The sequence below is a fragment of the Mycetocola sp. Y171 genome (assembly GCF_056713165.1).
The window spans coordinates 1874265-1891942 of the sequence record NZ_JBWYGX010000001.1 but is presented as its reverse complement, the minus strand read 5'-3'; the positions used below and the strand labels follow the sequence as shown (position 1 = coordinate 1891942).

Sequence of the window (17678 nt, the reverse complement as noted above, 5' to 3'; positions counted from 1 at the left end):
CGAGACGGATCTGCGCCGCTCAACCAGTGAAATTCTGTCACAGTCCCACCGCTCTCAGGCACGGATTCGCGGCGAAACTCCAGCCTCAGAAGCAGGGGCAGCTATCAGACGACTCCGGCGAGCAATGCGGAGTCAGGGACGGGCGCTCGCATGATCGATTGCCACGCGGTCGCGAGCGCATCGATGGCCGCTTCGGTGTCTGCCACCGGGTAGGTGATCGGGATGCGGATAAACCGCTCGAACGCCCCGTCGATGCCGAATCTCGGCCCGGCGGCGATGAGCAGACCCTGGCTGCGGGCCGCGAGGGCGAGCTGTGAACTGACCGGGGCACCGAGTCCCACCCAGGCCGCGAGTCCGCCGGAGACGTGCGGCACCTCCCAGTGGGGCAGTCGCTCCGCCAGGAGCCGTTCGACACGATCCCGTGTGGCGCCGAGCTGTTCACGCCGGGTACTGAGGATGTCGGCCATCTCGGGCAGGAGCTCCAGCACGGTGAGCTGCTCGAGCACGGGAGTGCCGAGGTCTCCGACCGATCGCGCCGCGACGAGTTTGCGGATGACGCCGCGGTCGGCGCGGATCCAGCCCAGCCGCAGCCCGCCCCACGCGGTCTTGCCCACGGACCCCACCGTGAGGATCTTCGCCCCGGCGTCATCCGACGCCGCGAACGGGAGGAACGGTGTTCCGCTGTCGATGTCGAGTTCTGCCGTGGTCTCGTCGATGACGAGCACGGTGCCCTGCCTCGCGGCCGCCCGGCAGACGCGCCTGCGGGCGTCGACGGACATCGTGGCGCCGGTCGGGTTGTGGAAGTCGGGCATCAGATAGGCGATCGTCGGCGACGACCGGTCGATCGCCTGCTCGAGGTCGTCGGTGTTCCAGCCGTCTTCGGCGGTGACGGCGACAGGAACGAGACGCGCTCCGGCCGAACGCAGCGCGTCGTGGGCGTGGGGGTACGTCGGATGCTCGATCACAGCCCGGTCCCCGCGGGAGAGATGCGTTCGCGCGATCAGCCCGATGGCGTGCTGCGCACCCAGCGTCACCATGATCTCGTCCGGCGAGGTGGGCAGCCCGGCGTCGATGTACCGGTCGGCGATCGCCGCCCGGAGCTCTGGCAGGCCGATGGTGTCGTAGTCGAACCCGTCGACGTAGTGGATGAGCCTGGCGGCGGCGCGCTGGGCGGCTTCGGTCACCTGTGGAACCGCGGGGAGGGCCGCCTTGCTGAAGTCGAGGTAGCCGGGGCTCGTCGCCGGGCCGGGGCCGGGGCGCACACCGGGAAGCTGGGCGACGCTGCCAGACCCGCGGACACTCTCGAGGTAGTCGCTGTCCCGCAGTTCCCGGTATGCGGCGGTGACGGTCGTCCGGCTGACGTCGAGACGCTCGGCGAGGTCGCGTTCGGCCGGCAGTCTGGTGTCGGCAGGGATGCGACCGTCGAGGATGAGCAGGCGGATGCGATCGGCCAGGCTCCGGTAGGCGGCGTCGTCTGTGCGCCACCGACCGAGAAGCGCCGCGAGCGCGCGAGCCGTGATGTGGACCTCTGCCATGAGGCCACTATAGGCAGATTGGCCTCTTGATAGAAGGCCAATTATCAAATTGGATTGGACATATGATTCGCCGCACCGTCCAATTGTTGATTGGCCTCCTGCTTTACGGCATCGCGCTCGCCCTGATCATCCGCGCCGCCATCGGCGTCGCCCCGTGGGACGTGCTCACCCAGGGCATCTCGCTGAAGACCGGCTGGGGCTTCGGTGTGATCACGATCGTCGTCGGCGCAGTCGTCCTCCTGTTCTGGATCCCGCTCAAGCAGAAGCCGGGCGTCGGCACCGTCCTGAACGTGCTGCTCGTCGGTCCCGCCGCGGACCTGGGCCTCTGGCTCATCCCGGCAGACCTCGACCTGTGGGTGCGGATCCTGCTGTTCCCGGCCGGCCTGTTCGTGCTCGCCCTCGCCACCGGCCTCTACATCGGGGCGCGTTTCGGACCCGGCCCTCGTGACGGGCTGATGACCGGCATCCACGAACGCACCGGCTGGCCGATCTGGGTCGGACGCACGGGCGTCGAACTCGTGGTGCTCGCGGCCGGCTGGATCCTCGGTGGGAACGTCGGCGTCGGCACCGTGCTCTTCGCCCTCCTCGTCGGGCCACTCTGCAACATCACGATCCCGTGGTTCCGGATCACGCTGCCGGGTGACGTCGTCACAGATGACCGCCTCGAAGGGTCGGTCGAACCGAGCGAACCTCTCGTGGACTCCCCCGCCAACTAGCCTGACGGGTGAGTTCTCGACGCCGACCCGCGAGTCGACAGTCGCGGCATCCGCCCCTGAGGACGGATGCCGCGACACCGGACTAGAGGTTTCGTTCGGCGTACACCGCGAGGGTGTCGCGCACGAACTCAGCGCCCTTGAGGCCGCCATAGTTCGCTCCGAAACGCTCGTCAGCCACGTACATCTCGCCGAGCCCTGTGACGTATTCCTTCACAGCGCCGGGAGTTCCGGGGATCGCCGCCAGCCACTCGACGTGGCGCCTGGCGATCGCCTGCGCCTCGTCACTCTCGGGGGCGATTCCGGATTCTGCTGCCGAGATCCAGTCGGTGCCGAGCGTCGCGGCTCGCGCCTTCCACTCGGCCTTCTCGGAATCGGTCATCGAACGCCACCAGGAGTCGCTCCTGGCGTAGGCGTCCTTGCCCCAGCGTTCCTCGACCTCGTCCTTGTACTGCGTGTGGTCGAAACCATCGAACATGTTCTCTGCCATCAGTTGTTCACCTCCTTCCAGTTTGTTGAGGGTGTCCTCCACCGCAGCGATCTGCAGCGTGAGGCGGTCCTGTTCCCGTCGCAGCCAGTCGAGGTGGGTGCGTAACGCGCCCGTCTGGTCGGCTGACTGGGCCAGCACATCGGCGATGGCTGGGAGGCCGAGCCCGAGGTCCCGCAGCAGGAGGATCCTCTGCAGACGCACGAGTGCGTCCTCGTCGTAATAGCGGTAGCCGTTTGGACCGATCCTCGACGGCTCGAGCAGCCCGACATCGCCGTAGTGCCGCAACGCGCGGCTCGTCGTGCCTGCGTGACGGGCGATCTCCTGAATGGACCAGTCCATGCGGCCTCCTTCCTTCGTGGTGTGATCCCACGCTAAAGGTTGACGCTGCGTCAATGTCAAGCAGAGATCCAGCCTCGAATTGCGGATGCCGTTGCTGTGGCGAATAATCGCTCCCACACGCTTCCGCTCTCCGATTGGACCGCAATGGACACCATCACCGTCGCCGACCTCGCCCAGCTCCCCGACGCCGCGATCATCGACGTGCGCGAGCCGGACGAGTTCAGCCTTCTCCGAGCCGTCGGCGCCGTCAGCATCCCGATGAGCCAGTTCGTCGACCGCATCGACGAGCTGCCTGCGGACGAGACGCTCTACATCATCTGCGCGTCAGGGGTCAGGAGCGCGAGTGTCGTCGACTACCTCGGAGGCCGGGACTACCGCGCAGTTAACGTCGAAGGCGGCACGTACGCCTGGCGGGATTCCGGACTGCCCATCAGCGAGGGCTGAGTTTCCTGAGCGTTCCTCGAGAGGGTCTTGCTCTTCTTCCAAACGCGATATATCGTGAATTTGAGAAATCGCGATATATCGTGATCCGCGACCGGTCTCCGACCGGCAGGAGAAGGAAGAGCAATGGCACTGGAAAAATGGATCGTGCTCCCCGGGGAGTCACGTGTCATCGACATCGAGCTGGTACGCAAACTCAAGGTCGGCCTCATCGGCGGCCAGATCGACATCATCGGTCACGATGAGCAGTCCGCGCGCGTCGAAGTTCACAGCGTATCCGGGAAGGACCTGAAGATCTCGATCGACGGAGACGTCCTCGAGATCGACCACCCGCAGCTCGGCTGGGAGAACTTCCTCGACGTCTTCAAGTCGTTCGGGCAGAACTCCGCGAAGGCGGAGATCAGCGTTCTCGTTCCTCGCAGTGTCGCCCTGACCTTCGGCATGGTCTCGGCGAGCGCCCTCATCTCAGGGCTCGAGACGAGTGCCAGCCTGTCGACGGTGACGGGAGAGCTCCAGGTGGAGGGCGTGACAGGCGACCTCGATCTCAAGAGCGTCTCAGGCGAGATCAGCGTGCAGTCGCACACCGGGGCGATCAACGCCCACACCGTATCTGGCGACATCACCGCTTCAGGCAACATCACATCGCTCTCGAGCGATGGTGTCTCTGGCGACGTCTTCATCGATGCACTCGGTCACACCGACCGGATCTCCACAAACACGGTGTCAGGCAACCTCACCGCGCGCCTCGCCGCGGATGTCGGTACGCGGTACGTCGTCAACACGGTCTCAGGGACCCTTCAACTCGACAACTCCGTGATCAAGGGAACGAGGGGCCGCGGCTTCAAGAGCACGACGGAAGGAGATGGCAACTTCTACTCCGATGTCATCGCCAACTCGGTCTCGGGGAACGTCACAGTGATTCGCCGCTCAGACGACGCCCCGGCGGACGACGACGCCGACGCCGCCTTCAGCGCAGGTGGCCTGGCATGACCCCCGTCTTCAGCCACGGAAGCCTCCGCCTCTACTTGCTCAGCCTTCTGGCCGAAGGGCCCAAACACGGCTACGAGTTGATCCAGTCGCTGTCCGACCGCTTCGGCGGGACCTACTCTCCGAGCGCGGGGACGATCTACCCCCGACTGGGCAAGCTGGAGGACGAAGGACTCGTCACCAAGGAGAGCGACGGCAGGAAGACCGTGTACTCGATCACCGATGCCGGGCGCCGTGAACTGGCAGACCGCCAGGGCGACCTCGACGCGATCGAACTCGAACTCACCGATTCGGTACGCCGACTGGCCGACGAGGTGCGCACAGGGGTCACGGATGCCATGCGCAGCCTCAAGGCCGACCTCGCGTCTGCGGCACGCCAGGCGAAGCAGGGCTCGTCGAGCGCTCCGTTCGTCTCCACCGAAGCCCCAGACCCCCGGACGACGAGTCGCATCGCCCTCCACGACGCCGACGTGGTCATCTCCACGTTCCGGCAACAGCTCCGCGCCGACCTCAGGACGCAGGTGCTGGCCGGGGCCCTGACCGACGCCACCGTCCGTCAGCTGCGCGACGACCTCGACCGCGTGAGAGACGGCATCCGGGCGACATTCGGCACGACCACCGAGTGACGTCCCCCTTGGTGTGGGCGGCCTGCAGCGGCCGCTCACACCAGGGTTGGATTCCCTCGCTTGACAGCGCGCGGCGAAAGAGTAATGTTCTCGCTCGTGACTAATGAGGGTAAAGAACCCGGGTCTGACAGCCGAACGGCGAAACGCCTTCTCCTCGGCGAACCACTCCCCACTGACAAACTCGAAGGACAACTGCTCCCCAAGCGGCTCGCCCTCCCCATCTTCGCCAGCGACGCACTCTCGAGCGTGGCCTACGCGCCGCAGGAACTTTTGATGATCCTGATGCTCGGAGGGCTGGCGTTCCTGAGCTTCGCGCCCTGGGTCGCCGCGTGCGTGGTGATCCTCCTCGTCGTCGTCGTCGCCAGCTACCGGCAGCTGATCAAGGCGTACCCATCGGGCGGCGGGGACTATGAGGTCGCGCACAAGAACCTGGGCGAGAAGGCCGGCCTGGTCGTCGCCTCAGCGCTGCTCGTCGACTACGTCCTCACCGTCGCCGTCTCCGTGGCATCCGGTGTCGACAACATCATCTCGGCCCTCCCGGAATTGAACCCGTGGCGAATCGAACTCGCCGTCGGCTTCGTCCTGCTGCTCATGGCGGTCAACCTCCGCGGCGTCAGGGAGTCGTCCAAGGCCTTCGCTGTGCCGACGTACCTGTTCATCGGCAGCGTCTTCGTGATGATCGTGGTCGGCCTCGGCCGCACGCTGCTGGGGGACGCACCCGTCGCCTCGAGCGCGGGGTTCACCGTCGAGGGCGAGGATCTCAGCCGAGCCGCCTTCGTCCTGCTCTTGCTCCGTGCCTTCTCCAGCGGCTGTAGCGCTCTGACCGGCGTCGAGGCCGTGTCGAACGGAGTGCCCGCGTTCCGTAAACCCAAGATCCGCAACGCACAGTCGACACTGGTCCTCATGGGAGGGACGGCCATCGTCCTCTTCGCCGGGCTCACCGCCGTCGCCCTCATCGCGCAGGTGCACTACGCCGAAAACGCCTGCGACCTCGTCGGCTTCGCGAACTGCGAGACCGAGCCGCAGCCGAGCCTCATGGCGCAGGTCGCTGCCGGCGTCTTCGGCCAGGGCAGCATCCTCTTCTTCGTGATCCAGGCGGCGACGGCGTGCGTCCTCCTCCTGGCCGCCAACACGGCGTTCAACGGGTTCCCGCTGCTGGGCGCAGTCCTCGCGCGGGACGGTTACGCACCGAAATCCCTGAACACCCGCGGCGACCGGCTCGTCTTCTCGAACGGGATGATCCTGCTCGGGCTGGCCGCATGCGCCATCCTCATCCTCTACCAGGCAAGCCTCACCCAGCTGATCCAGCTCTACATCATCGGCGTCTTCGTCTCCTTCACCCTGGGCCAGACCGGCATGGTGAGGCACTGGATCAGGATGCTTCGAGCCGGCGAAGGGAAACGTTCAGAGATCTGGCGAGGGCTCACCATCAATGCAGGAGGAGCGCTGCTCACCGCCGTGGTCCTGATCGTGGTCACCGTGACGAAGTTCACGCACGGTGCGTGGCTCGTCTTCGTGCTCATGCCGGTGCTGTACACCCTCATGCTCGGCGTGAACCGGTACTACCGCGATGTCGACAAGGAGATCGAGGTCGACGCCACGACCACGTTCGGCGCCGACGGCGACCACGCCATCGTGCTGATCGGCAAGATGCAGAAACCCGCCCTCAAGGCGCTGGACTACGCCATCGCCGCCAGGCACGAGTCGATCGCGGCCGTGCACGTCTCCACGGACGAGGATTCCACGCGGCTGTTGGAGCAGAAGTGGGCCGAGCAGGACATCCAGGTTCCGCTCGTCATCCTCGACTCGCCCTACCGCGACTACGCCGTTCCGATCATCAAATACATCAAGAAGTACCGCGACGAGCATGGTCCGACAGTCTTCACCGTCTACCTGCCGCAGTACATCGTCGGTCATTGGTGGGAATCGCTCCTCCACAACCGGCGGGCCAAGCGAGTACGCAACCAGCTCATGCTTGTGCACGGTGTGGCCATCGCGCTCGTGCCGTGGCTGCTCGACTCGTCCGAACTGATCTACGGCAGGCGCTCACGTCCGCTGCCAGGGCAGGAACGCCGCGGTGAGCCCGTCCGGCCGGTGAAACGGTCTCCGCATCCGTCTGCCGGCGAAGCAACGAGCGACCGCAGCGGCCCGAAGTAACGGAGCAGGCGAGCGAGCCAGCAACGATCGCCCATACCCGCGTCGTCGGCCGTTCCGCTCGGGGCGCCATGCTAAGATCGAGGTTAGTCTTTATCGTTCCCTGGTGGGTGAAAACCATAGGGCGGATCTTCACCGCCCCGCTACTAATTCGTAAGGGGGTCTCGCATGGGGCGTGGCCGTCAGAAGGCAAAGCACACCAAGATCGCGCGTGAGCTGAAGTCGTTTAGTCCTGATGTGAACTACGACGCTCTTGAGCGCGAGCTCACGGGTCATTCGCACGACGACGCCTACAGCGACGAGGCGGCGAAATGGTCGGAGTACACCGACGACTATCCGGCAGGCGAACCCAAGCGGGCCTGACCTCGGGTTCTCCCTCCGCTAGGCAGACTCAGCCGACTTCGCTTTACGGGCGTTCCACCATGCCCAGAAGCGCGCCAGCATCCGCTTGAGGGCTCCGGCCGAGCGGCGCGCCCAGCTGAACTCAGTGCCGAGGATGGCGAGGCCGAGGAATACGATCAACCAGCCGGGCCCTGGAAGCGGGACCAGCAGAAGGCCGACCACGGCGATGCCGCCTCCGATGGTGCCGACGGCGAACCGGTATGCGGTCCGTAACCCCGGCCGCTTCTCGACCCACGCGCGGGCGGCCCTGAGCATCCGGCGAATCGGCCGGTCGGGGTTCTCCCCCTCGGCGATCTCGCGGCTCAGCTCTCCTTCGGTGACCATGAGGTCACGCTATATCGCAAGTCTGGGTTTTTCCTACGAGGCGGTGGCGAGGACGACCACGATGATCGCGCTGGCGACGGCGAGGACGCCGGTGCCGCCGGCCACGGCCATCAGCAGCTCATCCCTGGCTCGCTGGCGGACCTCGCTGAACGCGCTCGCGCGCCGTTCGTTGTGTCGCGATAGCGCGCTCATTCTCGACCTCTCTTCGAGTTCGACTGTGCCACGAAGGCGTGGCCTTCACCGGAGCATTGACAACGGCACTCGCGTGGGATACGGCGCGCACCAGTGACCTCAGGCACGCCGAGCGAGCCACCACACCGTGTTGTGCTCTGGCTAGGAGAGCTGGTTGCGCTCGACCCAATCGAGGTACTCGGGGGTGACCGTGCCGGTGACGTACTCGCCGGTGAAGCAGCTCATCTCGAGGTCGGTCACGTTCGACCCCTGGATGATCGCCTGCTTCATGTCTTCGACCTCCTGGTAGATCAGGCGGTCGGCGCCGAGCTCGCGGCCGATCTCGGGAATCTTGCGGTTGTGCGCCACCAGTTCTGATCGCGAGGGCATGTTGATGCCGTACACGTGCGGGTACCGGACGGGAGGTGCCGCCGAGGTGAACGTGACCTTGTTGGCACCTGCGGCCCGAGCCATGTCGACGATCTCCTTCGAGGTCGTCCCCCGCACGATCGAGTCGTCGACGATGAGGATGTTCTTGCCCTTGAACTCGGTCGACATCGCGTTGAGCTTCTGCCTGACGCTCTTCTTGCGCTGCGCCTGCCCCGGCATGATGAAGGTACGGCCGACGTAGCGGTTCTTGTAGAAGCCCTCGCGGTATTCGATGCCGAGCTTCTGCGCCACCTGCATCGCCGCAGGGCGGGACGAATCGGGGATCGGCATGACGACGTCGATGTCGCCCATCGGCGTGTGCTCGGCGATCGTGCCGGCGAGACGGTCACCGAGCCGCAGCCGGGCCTCGTAGACCGAGATGCCGTTCATGACCGAGTCAGGGCGGGCGAGGTAGACGTATTCGAACGAGCACGGAACCAGCCGCGGGTTCTTCGCACACTGGCGCGAGTACATCTCACCGGACGTGGTGATGAAGATCGCCTCGCCTGGCGCGACCTCGCGGACGACCTCGTAGCCGGCGCTCTCCAGGACGAGAGACTCGGAGGTGACGATCCACTCGTCGCCGACGAGGCCGGCCGAGCGGTGCCCGAGAATGAGGGGGCGGATGCCGAACGGGTCGCGGAACGCCAGCAGGCCGTGCCCGGCGATCATGGCGATCGCGGCGTATGAGCCTTCGACGCGCTCGTGGACCTGTGACACAGCGGTGAAGACCTGGTCCGGGTCGAGTTCGAGCCCGGTGATCTGCGACTGCAGCTCGGTGGCCAGAACGTTCAGCAGCATCTCGGTGTCGCTCGTCGAGTTCACGTGCCTGCGGTCGATGTGGAAGAGATCGTCCGCGAGTTCACGGGTGTTCGTGAGGTTGCCGTTGTGCACGAGGATGATGCCGTACGGCGCGTTGACGTAGAACGGCTGGGCTTCCTGCTCGTTGTCCGCGACGCCCTTGGTGGCGTACCGAACATGGCCGAGGCCCATCTTTCCGAGGAGCGAACGCATGTCACGCGTCCTGAACGCTTCGCGGACCTGGCCCTTGGCCTTGTGGATGTGGAACGTCGGGCCGTCAGCGGTGGCGATGCCCGTTGAGTCCTGGCCCCTGTGCTGCAACAGCAGCAGCGCGTCGTAGACCTGCTGGTTGACGGGCTCGGGTGAGACGATGCCGACGATGCCGCACATACCTAGCGGGCTCCTTGCGTTGCGGTGGTGTTAATGGGAGTAGCTTCCGACCAGGCGGACGGCGCCGCCGTCGACACCCTTCGCACCCTGCTCGAAACCGGTGAGGTCACGGGCTCCGGTGTGAACGGTTCCGACCTGCCAGGCGGGGATGCCGCCTGCGGTGAGGTCGGCGGTGATCGCAGAAGCCGAATCCGCCCTGACGACCGCGAAGAAGCCGATCCCGAGGTTCCAGGTGCCTTCGGCGCTCTCCAGCGTCGAGGAGGCGAGGTCGCTCAGCGTGCGGAAGACGGGCGCAGGCGACCACGTGGTGCGGTCGACCTCGACCCAGCTCCCGGTCGGGAGGACGCGGGCGAGGTTCGCCGCGATGCCACCGCCGGTGACGTGCGAGAGCGAGTGGACGGCGCCGGGGTGCCTGCCGATGAGGTCGAGCAACGGAGAGGTGTACAGGCGGGTCGGCTCGAGGAGCACTTCGCCGACGACCCCGCCGAGTTCAGCGGACGTGTCGGTGAACCCGATTCCGCGCTGCGCCAGGATGTGACGCACGAGCGAGTAGCCGTTCGAATGGAGACCGGAGGATTCGAGCGCGATGACCGCGTCACCGTCCTCGACGAGGTGGGCACCGAGCAGTGCGTCCGCCTCGATGACGCCGGTGGCTGCGCCGGCAACGTCGTAGTCGTCAGGGCCCAGAAGTCCGGGGTGTTCGGCCGTTTCTCCTCCGACGAGGGCCGTTCCCGTGGCCGAGCAGGCCCGGGCTATTCCGGCCACGATGTCGGCGATGCGCTGGGGGACGACCTTGCCGCACGCGATGTAGTCGGTCATGAACAGGGGCTTGGCACCGACGACGACGATGTCGTCGACGACCATGCCGACGAGGTCCTGGCCGATGGTGTCGTGCTTGTCGATCGCCTGCGCGATGGCCACCTTCGTGCCGACGCCGTCGGTCGATGTCGCGAGCAGCGGCCGGGTGTACGAGGTGAGGAAGGACACGTCGAACAGTCCGGCGAATCCACCGACGCCGCCAAGGACCTCGGGGCCGTGCGTGTTCGCGACAGCCGATTTCATCAGCGAGACCGCGAGATCTCCTGCGGCAGTGTCGACACCGGCCTGCCGATAACTCGTGGAGGAGTCCTCGGCCGGGGAGTGTGTGCTCACGCGTTGCCCTCGTTCGTGGTGTGGGTTGTCTGCGGGGGATTCTGCTCGATGGCCGACGCGGATGACGCTTCGAAGGCATCCGTCTCGACGGTCTCCAGGACCTCGGGGACCTCGCGCACGTCCACCCTATCTGCTTCGACCACCGTGCTTCTGCGGCTGTTCCTGCGGTCGAGCAGGATGGCGACGGTGAGTGCGATGGCGATTCCGACAACGAGCCCGATCAGCAGTAGGAAGCCGAAAATCTGGAGCTGCGAGTACTCAGCGAACCCGTTCGCGCGGGCGTACTCGGCGTCCGGCGGGATCGCCACGGTGAGCACGAAGGCCGCGATGGCGCCGAACAGTGCCCCGAGCAGCACGAAGTTGGCGAACTTCGGGGTGCGGCGCACGCGCACACTCTGCCTGCTGGCGGGCTGGCCGGTTGGGGCAGGCGATACGGAGGGGGAGTCTGGCTCAGAGCGGGCTGGCTCAGTGTTCATACCTCTATTGTCCCTCATGAATCCGAACGCCGGCTCCGAGAGGCTGGACTGATCGAGGCGGGTGACGGCTAGCCTGTCAGGATGACGGGCGAGACGAAGAGCGGGTTCGTGGCCGGGTTCCTGATGGGAGTCCGGTTGCTCGGGCGCGGGTTCCGGCTCTGGGGGACGTCACCTCGGCTGATGCTCATCGGCGCGATCCCCGGCCTCGTCACGCTGGCGCTGTTCACCCTGGCCGTCGTGATCCTCGCCCTCAACCTCGAGAACCTCGCGAGAACCCTCACCCCGTTCGCCGAAGGCTGGGACGAGACCCTCCGTTCGGCCATCCGCCTGCTCGTCGCCGTCGCCCTCATCGCCGGGGAGACACTGCTGCTCGTCTACCTGTTCGCCGCCGTGACCCTGCTGATCGGCCAACCGTTCTTCGAGAAGATCTCCGAACGCGTCGAGGACTCACTCGGCGGTGTCCCCTCCGCCGTCGACGTGCCGTTCTGGCCGTCCATCGGTCGCGGCATCCTGGAGGCGCTGCGCGTCCTCGCGATCACGCTCGGCGTCGGGCTCTGTCTGCTCGTGCTCGGGTTCATCCCGGTGATCGGTCCGATCTGCGCCGCGGTCGTCGGGGCATTCACCGGAGGCTGGTTCCTCGCGCTCGAACTCACAACCGTGCCGTTCGAACGCCGCGGGCTTCGACTCGACGACAGGCGCAGGATGCTCCGCGCGCAACGGCCGACGACGCTCGGGTTCGGGGTCGCCGTGTTCCTGCTGTTCCTCCTGCCGCTCGGCGCCCTCGTCACCATGCCGGCCGCAGCTGCAGGGGCGACGCTGCTCGCCCGGCGTGCGCTCGGCGAGACCGACCGCCTGCCGGCCATCGCACCGCTCCCCCGCGCGTAACTCCCGCGGGTTTTCGCCGCCGCCCGGTCGTGTCGACCGCGAATGGACGGAGTTATGCGCCAGCGCCGCGGATCACCGGGATGTGCCCGGTCAGGTCGGCGCGCGCACCGGACGCCAGGACGGTTCCGGATGCCACGGCATCCGTCCACGACAACCGCCCGGTCGCGAGGGCGAGCCAGGTCTCGGCATCCGTTTCGACGACATTCGGCGGCGTGCCTCGCGTGTGTCTGGGGCCTTCGACGCACTGCACGGCCCCGAACGGAGGAACCCGGACCTCGAGGGTGTTGCCTGAGGAGCGTTCGGACAGGAGCTGCAGGGTGTACCGGACGGCAGCGGCGATCTCGTCGCGCGACGCCGCCTCGCGAACGGCCCTGTCGACCGCTTCGCGCCCAACGTCATCCGGAATACGGGCACGTGCCATGCGCTCTAGGCTAGTCCTCGTGAAGATCCTTGTCCTCGGTTCGGGCGCGCGCGAACACGCCATCATCCTGTCTCTCCTCGGCGAGGAGACTGACCACGAGATCGTCGCGGCCCCGGGGAACGCCGGAATCGCGCAGGTCGTCAGAACCGTCGACCTCGATCCGAACGACCCTGTCGCCGTCGCGAATCACGCCATCGCATCCGCCGTCGACCTCGTCGTCATCGGACCGGAAGCCCCCCTCGTCGCCGGCGTCGCCGACGAGCTGCGCGAACAGGGCATCCCCGTCTTCGGACCGGGGAAGGCCGCCGCCGAGCTCGAGGGATCCAAGACCTTCGCCAAGCGCATCATGGACACGGCTGGGGTCCCCACCGGACGTGCCCACAGGGCCGCGACGCTCGCCGATGCAGAGAAGGCCCTGGATCAGTTCGGTGCCCCATACGTCGTCAAGGCGGACGGCCTCGCCGCAGGGAAGGGCGTCCTCGTCACCACCGACCGCGCCGCAGCACTCGGCCACGCGAAGACCTACCTCGAGCAGGGCAGCGTGCTCGTCGAGGAGTTCCTCGACGGCCAGGAGGTGTCGCTGTTCTTCGTGAGCGACGGGCACACGGTCGTCCCGCTCTCCCCCGCCCAGGACTACAAGCGTCTCGGCGACGGCGACGCCGGACCGAACACGGGCGGCATGGGTGCGTACTCACCGCTGCCCTGGCTCGACAAGGACTTCGGCGGCGAGGAGGCCTTCGTCGACGAGGTGCTCGAGACGATCGCCAAGCCGGTCATCGCGCAACTGGCCACGGAGCAGACACCATTCATCGGCCTGCTCTACGCCGGCCTCATCCTCACCTCCCGCCGTGACAGCAAGGCCGATCGCGGCATCCGGGTGATCGAATTCAACGCACGCTTCGGCGACCCGGAGACGCAGGTCGTGCTTCCTCGCCTGGTGACCCCGCTGTCCGCCCTGCTCTTCGCCGCGGCGACGGGCACGCTGGCGGGCCATGCGCTGCCGGCCTTCGCCGAGGCGAGCGCGGTGACCGTCGTGCTGGCCAGCGAGAACTACCCGGGCACTCCGCTCACCGGTCGCCCGATCACAGGACTGGCCGAAGCGGATGCCGTCGACGGCGTCCACATCGCGCACGCCGCGACCGGAATCAATGGCGACGACCTCGTGTCGACAGGTGGCCGCGTGCTCAGCGTCGTCGGAACGGGGACGACGTTCGCCCAGGCCCGCTCGCGCGCCTATGAGGCTCTCGGTCTCATCTCGCTCGACGGAGCACAGTTCAGGACGGACATCGCGGCGCGCGTCGCCGACTGACGTCCGCACGAGAGTGCAGTTGCGCACTCAAAACGTCCGTAGACCCGGGTCTTGGGTGCGTAACTGCGATCTCGCCGCGACGGAGCCGCGAGGTCAGCGCTCGGAGACCGGCGGCTGGTACAGGCGCAGCCAGACCTCGGTCTGCGCCACGTGGGCGGCGGCCGCGACAGACGCCGCGATCGGGTCCCGCGAGACGATGGCCTCGGCGATCGCCCGGTGGCCCTGGTCGCTGATCCGCTTCAACTCCGGCCCGTCGGGCAGCTCGAAGACCTGATACGCCCGCGAGCGCGAGCGGAAGACCCCGAGCAGCGCCATGAGAGTCGGATTCCCGCCCGTCGAGGCGATCGCCGCATGGAACTGGGCGTCGAGGGAGGAGGCGAGATCCGGGTCAGCCGTCGCCTCCATGGCCTCGATGAGGCCGAGGAGCTCCTCCTGCTCATCCGGCGTGATGCGTGCGGCAGCCTGTGCGGCGGCGTGTGCCTCCAGGACGCGCCTCAGCTCGTACATGTCGAGCAGCCCTGAGAGGGGCAGCAGGTCGACGGTCAGCGCGAGGCTTCCGACGATCTCCTCCGGCCTCAGCTGCGACACATAGGTGCCTGAGCCGTGCCTGGACTCGATGACACCGAGCGCCGAGAGCATCCGGACGGCCTCGCGGAGGGAGCCGCGGGAGACCCCGAGCTCTTCGCACAGCTCTGCCTCCGGCGGGAACTTCTGACTGGCTGCGAGGCGCCCTGAGGCGATCATGTGCCGCAGCCCGTGGAACGCATCGTCGACGGCTGACATGTCTCGTTCCTCTCTGCCTCGAGGCGGTGGCCTGTGGACAGGCTAGTGGACCCGCACCGTGGACCGCGGATCGACGCTCACATCGCGTTCCACAGATAAATCTCTAAGTCATTAGATGACTTTACGGCAGATTCGTCCTATGCTGCATATTCACGGCCCGGAAACAAAGATGTAATCCAAGTCATCTAATGTCTTCGTAGAGTCGACCCCACGACATCCGACGACAAAGGAGACCCCAGGCACCATGAATTCCCCGCTTCTCGCCGCACCGGCTTCACTGCGCCTGCCCGACGGCGGTGCCGCGGCGAACGCGTGGACTCTCGATGAGACGTCCGTCCACATCAACCACGGATCGTTCGGTGCCGTGCCCCGCGTCACGCAGGACCTGCAGAACGCGCTCCGCGCCGAGATGGATGCCGCCCCCGTCGCCTGGTTCCCCGCACTGGCCGGTCTGGTCAAGGAGGCGCGCACGTCGATCGCGGACTTCCTCGACGTCGACCCCGGCCGCACCGCGCTCGTGCCGAACGCATCAGCGGGAGCGAGTGTCGTGTACTCGAGCCTCCCGGTGACGCGTGGCCTCGAGATCGTCGTGACCGACCACGGCTACGGCGCCGTCACGATGGGCGCCGAACGCCTCGCACGCCGGTGGGGTGGAACGGTGCGCACCGCCCACGTGCCGCTCGCGGCCACCGCCGCCGAAGCCCACGACGCGATCGTCGCCGAGTTCAGCGACCGGACCGCCCTCGTCGTCATCGACCAGATCACCTCGCCGACCGCCCGGGTGCTCCCCGTCGGGTCGATCTCCGCAGAAGCGAAGCGCCGCGGCATCCCCGTCCTCGTCGATGCCGCCCACGTGCCTGGGCTCTACGCGAACCCGACGGCGGGGATCGACTGCGACTTCTGGGTCGGCAACCTGCACAAGTTCGCCTGCGCACCGCGCGGGACGGCTGTGCTCGTCGCCCAGGGCGACCTCGCCGACGAACTGTATCCGCTCATCGACTCGTGGGGCGCACCATACGCGTTCCCCGAGCGCTTCGACACGCAGGGCACGCTCGACCTCACCAGCTACCTGGCCGCGCCCCGCTCGCTCGAGTTCATCGAGCAGACCTGGGGCTGGGACACGGCACGCGGATACATGTCCGACCTCGCCGACTACGCCGAGCACCGCATCGCCGACGCCTTCGGCGCCGTCACCGGCGAGGACCACCTCGTCGACGTCGGCATGCCGGTGAACGCGCTTCGGCTCGTCCGGCTGCCTGACGGAATCGCGACCACCCACCCGACGGCAGACGCCCTGCGCGACCGCGTCGTCGACGAGCTGGGGATCGAAGGCGCGTTCACGAGCTTCGACGGCGTGGGCTATTACCGGCTGTCGACGCACGTGTACAACACCGCCGCAGATTTCGACATCTTCGCTGAGCGTGCTGTTCCCGCGCTCCTCGAGTGGGCGCGGGAGGCGAGAACCGCGCCGTAATACGCACCACCGTTCCATCACATTCCGCACCACCCCACCATGAAAAACCATGAAAAGAGGAAAGCTGTGGCTATTCGAAAGTCATTCGCCGGGCTCGGGCTCGGTCTGACCGCCGCACTCGCACTGTCCGGATGCTCCGCAGACGCGGGAGACGGTTCCGTCACCCTGCAGATGGTCGAGTCCCTGACGAACCCGGCACGGACCGAGGTCCTCAAGGGACTTATCGCCGACTTCGAGGAGGAGAACCCGGATATCAACGTCGAGCTGGTGTCGCCTCCCACCGACCAGGCCGACCAGAAGATCCAGCAGATGCTCCAGGCGGGCAGCGGAGTGGATGTCGTCGAAGTGCGCGACATCACCGTGGGACCGTTTTCCACCAACGGCTGGCTCTCGGACATGTCCGGCGAGCTCGAGGACTGGGACGGCTGGGACAACCTCACCGAGAACGCGACGAAGTACGCGAAGAACGCCGACGGTGAAACCTTCTACGTGCCGTACGGTTTCTACGGCCTGAGCCTGTTCTACCGCACCGACCTCATCGAGGAAGCCGGCTTCGACGGCCCACCGGCCAGCTGGGATGACCTCCTCGAGCAGGCCACCGCGCTGCAGGACCCGTCGAAGAACCAGTTCGGCTACGCGTTCCGTGGCGGCGCAAATGCCAACTCCAACGTCGTCGTGGCGATCGAGGCCTACGTGGCCGACCAGATCGACGAGGAGAACGCGTTCAAGCTCACCAACGGCGACACCATCTTCTCCGCGCCTGAGGCGAAGGACGCACTCGAGACCTACTTCGATCTCTTCGAAGAGGCATCCCCGCCGTCATCCGTCGCCTGGGGTTACCCCGAAATGGTCGAGGGATTCTCGAACGGGTCGACCGGCTTCCTGCTGCAGGACCCCGAGGTCATCGCGACCGTCGAGCAGTCGGACGCCATCACGGCCGACCAGTGGTCGACGGCTCCCCTCCTCGTCGGCCCGTCCGGCAAGGCCATCCAGCCGATGGCGACAGCGGGCTGGGGAACGGCTGAGTCCAGCGAGCACAAGGAAGAGGCAGCGAAGCTGATCTCCTTCCTGTCAGAGGGCGACGCGGCGACGACGTTCGCCGAGAAGAACAGCCTGGTTCCGATCCTCAAGGATGCCGCCGAGAGCGAGTTCTACAAGACCGGCGCCTGGGCGAGCTACGTCACGATGAACGAGGACCCGGAGACCTGGATCTCCGCGGTGCAGCCTCGTGACTCCAGCTGGTGGACCGAGTGGATCCAGAAGTCCGACTCCGAAGTGCAGCAGGTGCTCATCGGCGAACTCACAGAGGACGAACTCCTCGAGAGCTGGGACGCGTACTGGACCGACAAGTGGAAGAACAGCTAGGTCGCTTTTCG

At 66.6% G+C, this 17678-nt stretch carries 19 protein-coding genes; 10 read left to right on the top strand and 9 right to left on the bottom strand.

Features of this window, described 5'->3' with window-relative positions; translation table 11 throughout:
• Positions 1-104: 104 nt before the first annotated feature.
• Positions 105-1535 (bottom strand): MocR-like transcription factor YczR, encoded by a 1431-nt coding sequence (yczR, locus tag AC1M2K_RS09130; RefSeq protein WP_480240722.1) that lies wholly within the window; start codon positions 1533-1535, stop codon positions 105-107.
• 62 nt (positions 1536-1597) lie between these two features.
• Between yczR and yczE the strand changes: the two genes are divergently transcribed.
• Positions 1598-2251, top strand: a complete 654-nt coding sequence (yczE, locus tag AC1M2K_RS09125) for a membrane protein YczE (RefSeq protein ID WP_480240721.1) — start codon at positions 1598-1600, stop codon at positions 2249-2251.
• An 82-nt stretch (positions 2252-2333) separates the two neighbouring features.
• Here yczE and AC1M2K_RS09120 read toward each other — a convergent pair whose 3' ends face one another.
• Positions 2334-3077, bottom strand: coding sequence for a MerR family transcriptional regulator (locus tag AC1M2K_RS09120; RefSeq protein WP_480240720.1), 744 nt, complete (start codon positions 3075-3077; stop codon positions 2334-2336).
• Positions 3078-3221: 144 nt separating this feature from the next.
• Here AC1M2K_RS09120 and AC1M2K_RS09115 point away from each other — a divergent pair, with 144 nt between their 5' ends.
• From AC1M2K_RS09115 to AC1M2K_RS09095, 5 genes are all read left to right on the top strand, one after another.
• Positions 3222-3521: a rhodanese-like domain-containing protein gene (locus AC1M2K_RS09115; RefSeq protein ID WP_480240719.1), complete on the top strand. Its 300-nt coding sequence runs from the start codon at positions 3222-3224 to the stop codon at positions 3519-3521.
• 123 nt (positions 3522-3644) lie between these two features.
• The gene (locus tag AC1M2K_RS09110) at positions 3645-4508 is read left to right on the top strand and encodes a DUF4097 family beta strand repeat-containing protein (protein WP_480240718.1); all 864 of its coding nucleotides are present in this window, start codon (positions 3645-3647) and stop codon (positions 4506-4508) included.
• Complete coding sequence (locus AC1M2K_RS09105) at positions 4505-5131, top strand: PadR family transcriptional regulator (RefSeq protein WP_480239051.1); 627 nt, start codon at positions 4505-4507, stop codon at positions 5129-5131. The genes AC1M2K_RS09110 and AC1M2K_RS09105 overlap by 4 nt, the downstream gene beginning before the upstream one ends.
• Positions 5132-5215: 84 nt before the next feature.
• Complete coding sequence (locus AC1M2K_RS09100) at positions 5216-7288, top strand: APC family permease (protein ID WP_480240717.1); 2073 nt, start codon at positions 5216-5218, stop codon at positions 7286-7288.
• A 165-nt stretch (positions 7289-7453) separates the two neighbouring features.
• Positions 7454-7648: a DUF3073 domain-containing protein gene (locus tag AC1M2K_RS09095; RefSeq protein ID WP_196833165.1), complete on the top strand. Its 195-nt coding sequence runs from the start codon at positions 7454-7456 to the stop codon at positions 7646-7648.
• An 18-nt stretch (positions 7649-7666) separates the two neighbouring features.
• On the opposite strand, the gene AC1M2K_RS09090 is transcribed toward AC1M2K_RS09095, so the two are convergent.
• From AC1M2K_RS09090 to AC1M2K_RS09070, 5 genes are all read right to left on the bottom strand, one after another.
• Entirely contained in the window at positions 7667-8011 is a 345-nt protein-coding gene (locus AC1M2K_RS09090) for a TIGR02611 family protein (RefSeq protein ID WP_480239053.1), read from the bottom strand.
• A gap of 33 nt (positions 8012-8044) precedes the next feature.
• The gene (locus AC1M2K_RS09085; RefSeq protein ID WP_480239054.1) at positions 8045-8203 is read right to left on the bottom strand and encodes a hypothetical protein; all 159 of its coding nucleotides are present in this window, start codon (positions 8201-8203) and stop codon (positions 8045-8047) included.
• A gap of 141 nt (positions 8204-8344) precedes the next feature.
• Complete coding sequence (gene purF, locus AC1M2K_RS09080; RefSeq protein WP_480240716.1) at positions 8345-9802, bottom strand: amidophosphoribosyltransferase; 1458 nt, start codon at positions 9800-9802, stop codon at positions 8345-8347.
• A 30-nt stretch (positions 9803-9832) separates the two neighbouring features.
• On the bottom strand, positions 9833-10954 hold the full coding sequence (gene purM, locus AC1M2K_RS09075) for a phosphoribosylformylglycinamidine cyclo-ligase (protein ID WP_480240715.1): 1122 nt from the start codon (positions 10952-10954) through the stop codon (positions 9833-9835).
• Entirely contained in the window at positions 10951-11430 is a 480-nt protein-coding gene (locus AC1M2K_RS09070; protein WP_480240714.1) for a hypothetical protein, read from the bottom strand. Before AC1M2K_RS09070 ends, purM begins: the two co-directional genes overlap by 4 nt.
• 81 nt (positions 11431-11511) lie before the next feature.
• Here AC1M2K_RS09070 and AC1M2K_RS09065 point away from each other — a divergent pair, with 81 nt between their 5' ends.
• Complete coding sequence (locus AC1M2K_RS09065; RefSeq protein WP_480240713.1) at positions 11512-12315, top strand: EI24 domain-containing protein; 804 nt, start codon at positions 11512-11514, stop codon at positions 12313-12315.
• 52 nt (positions 12316-12367) lie between these two features.
• On the opposite strand, the gene AC1M2K_RS09060 is transcribed toward AC1M2K_RS09065, so the two are convergent.
• Positions 12368-12736 (bottom strand): sterol carrier family protein, encoded by a 369-nt coding sequence (locus AC1M2K_RS09060; protein ID WP_480240712.1) that lies wholly within the window; start codon positions 12734-12736, stop codon positions 12368-12370.
• Positions 12737-12755: 19 nt separating this feature from the next.
• Here AC1M2K_RS09060 and purD point away from each other — a divergent pair, with 19 nt between their 5' ends.
• A complete protein-coding gene (gene purD / locus AC1M2K_RS09055) occupies positions 12756-14045 on the top strand; it encodes a phosphoribosylamine--glycine ligase (protein ID WP_480240711.1) in 1290 nt (429 codons plus the stop codon).
• Positions 14046-14138: 93 nt separating this feature from the next.
• Here purD and AC1M2K_RS09050 read toward each other — a convergent pair whose 3' ends face one another.
• A complete protein-coding gene (locus AC1M2K_RS09050) occupies positions 14139-14828 on the bottom strand; it encodes a FadR/GntR family transcriptional regulator (RefSeq protein ID WP_480239061.1) in 690 nt (229 codons plus the stop codon).
• 244 nt (positions 14829-15072) lie between these two features.
• Here AC1M2K_RS09050 and AC1M2K_RS09045 point away from each other — a divergent pair, with 244 nt between their 5' ends.
• On the top strand, positions 15073-16302 hold the full coding sequence (locus tag AC1M2K_RS09045; RefSeq protein ID WP_480240710.1) for an aminotransferase class V-fold PLP-dependent enzyme: 1230 nt from the start codon (positions 15073-15075) through the stop codon (positions 16300-16302).
• A 66-nt stretch (positions 16303-16368) separates the two neighbouring features.
• Entirely contained in the window at positions 16369-17667 is a 1299-nt protein-coding gene (locus AC1M2K_RS09040; RefSeq protein ID WP_480240709.1) for an ABC transporter substrate-binding protein, read from the top strand.
• Positions 17668-17678 lie beyond the last annotated feature (11 nt).

What these genes read in the sequence shown, in the direction of transcription:
- yczR (WP_480240722.1), bottom strand. Translation starts at nt 1,535, where the DNA reads ATGGCAGAGGTCCACATCACGGCTCGCGCGCTCGCGGCGCTTCTCGGT.
- yczE (WP_480240721.1), top strand. Translation starts at nt 1,598, where the DNA reads ATGATTCGCCGCACCGTCCAATTGTTGATTGGCCTCCTGCTTTACGGC.
- AC1M2K_RS09120 (WP_480240720.1), bottom strand. Translation starts at nt 3,077, where the DNA reads ATGGACTGGTCCATTCAGGAGATCGCCCGTCACGCAGGCACGACGAGC.
- AC1M2K_RS09115 (WP_480240719.1), top strand. Translation starts at nt 3,222, where the DNA reads ATGGACACCATCACCGTCGCCGACCTCGCCCAGCTCCCCGACGCCGCG.
- AC1M2K_RS09110 (WP_480240718.1), top strand. Translation starts at nt 3,645, where the DNA reads ATGGCACTGGAAAAATGGATCGTGCTCCCCGGGGAGTCACGTGTCATC.
- AC1M2K_RS09105 (WP_480239051.1), top strand. Translation starts at nt 4,505, where the DNA reads ATGACCCCCGTCTTCAGCCACGGAAGCCTCCGCCTCTACTTGCTCAGC.
- AC1M2K_RS09100 (WP_480240717.1), top strand. Translation starts at nt 5,216, where the DNA reads ATGTTCTCGCTCGTGACTAATGAGGGTAAAGAACCCGGGTCTGACAGC.
- AC1M2K_RS09095 (WP_196833165.1), top strand. Translation starts at nt 7,454, where the DNA reads ATGGGGCGTGGCCGTCAGAAGGCAAAGCACACCAAGATCGCGCGTGAG.
- AC1M2K_RS09090 (WP_480239053.1), bottom strand. Translation starts at nt 8,011, where the DNA reads ATGGTCACCGAAGGAGAGCTGAGCCGCGAGATCGCCGAGGGGGAGAAC.
- AC1M2K_RS09085 (WP_480239054.1), bottom strand. Translation starts at nt 8,203, where the DNA reads ATGAGCGCGCTATCGCGACACAACGAACGGCGCGCGAGCGCGTTCAGC.
- purF (WP_480240716.1), bottom strand. Translation starts at nt 9,802, where the DNA reads ATGTGCGGCATCGTCGGCATCGTCTCACCCGAGCCCGTCAACCAGCAG.
- AC1M2K_RS09070 (WP_480240714.1), bottom strand. Translation starts at nt 11,430, where the DNA reads ATGAACACTGAGCCAGCCCGCTCTGAGCCAGACTCCCCCTCCGTATCG.
- AC1M2K_RS09065 (WP_480240713.1), top strand. Translation starts at nt 11,512, where the DNA reads ATGACGGGCGAGACGAAGAGCGGGTTCGTGGCCGGGTTCCTGATGGGA.
- AC1M2K_RS09060 (WP_480240712.1), bottom strand. Translation starts at nt 12,736, where the DNA reads ATGGCACGTGCCCGTATTCCGGATGACGTTGGGCGCGAAGCGGTCGAC.
- AC1M2K_RS09050 (WP_480239061.1), bottom strand. Translation starts at nt 14,828, where the DNA reads ATGTCAGCCGTCGACGATGCGTTCCACGGGCTGCGGCACATGATCGCC.
- AC1M2K_RS09045 (WP_480240710.1), top strand. Translation starts at nt 15,073, where the DNA reads ATGAATTCCCCGCTTCTCGCCGCACCGGCTTCACTGCGCCTGCCCGAC.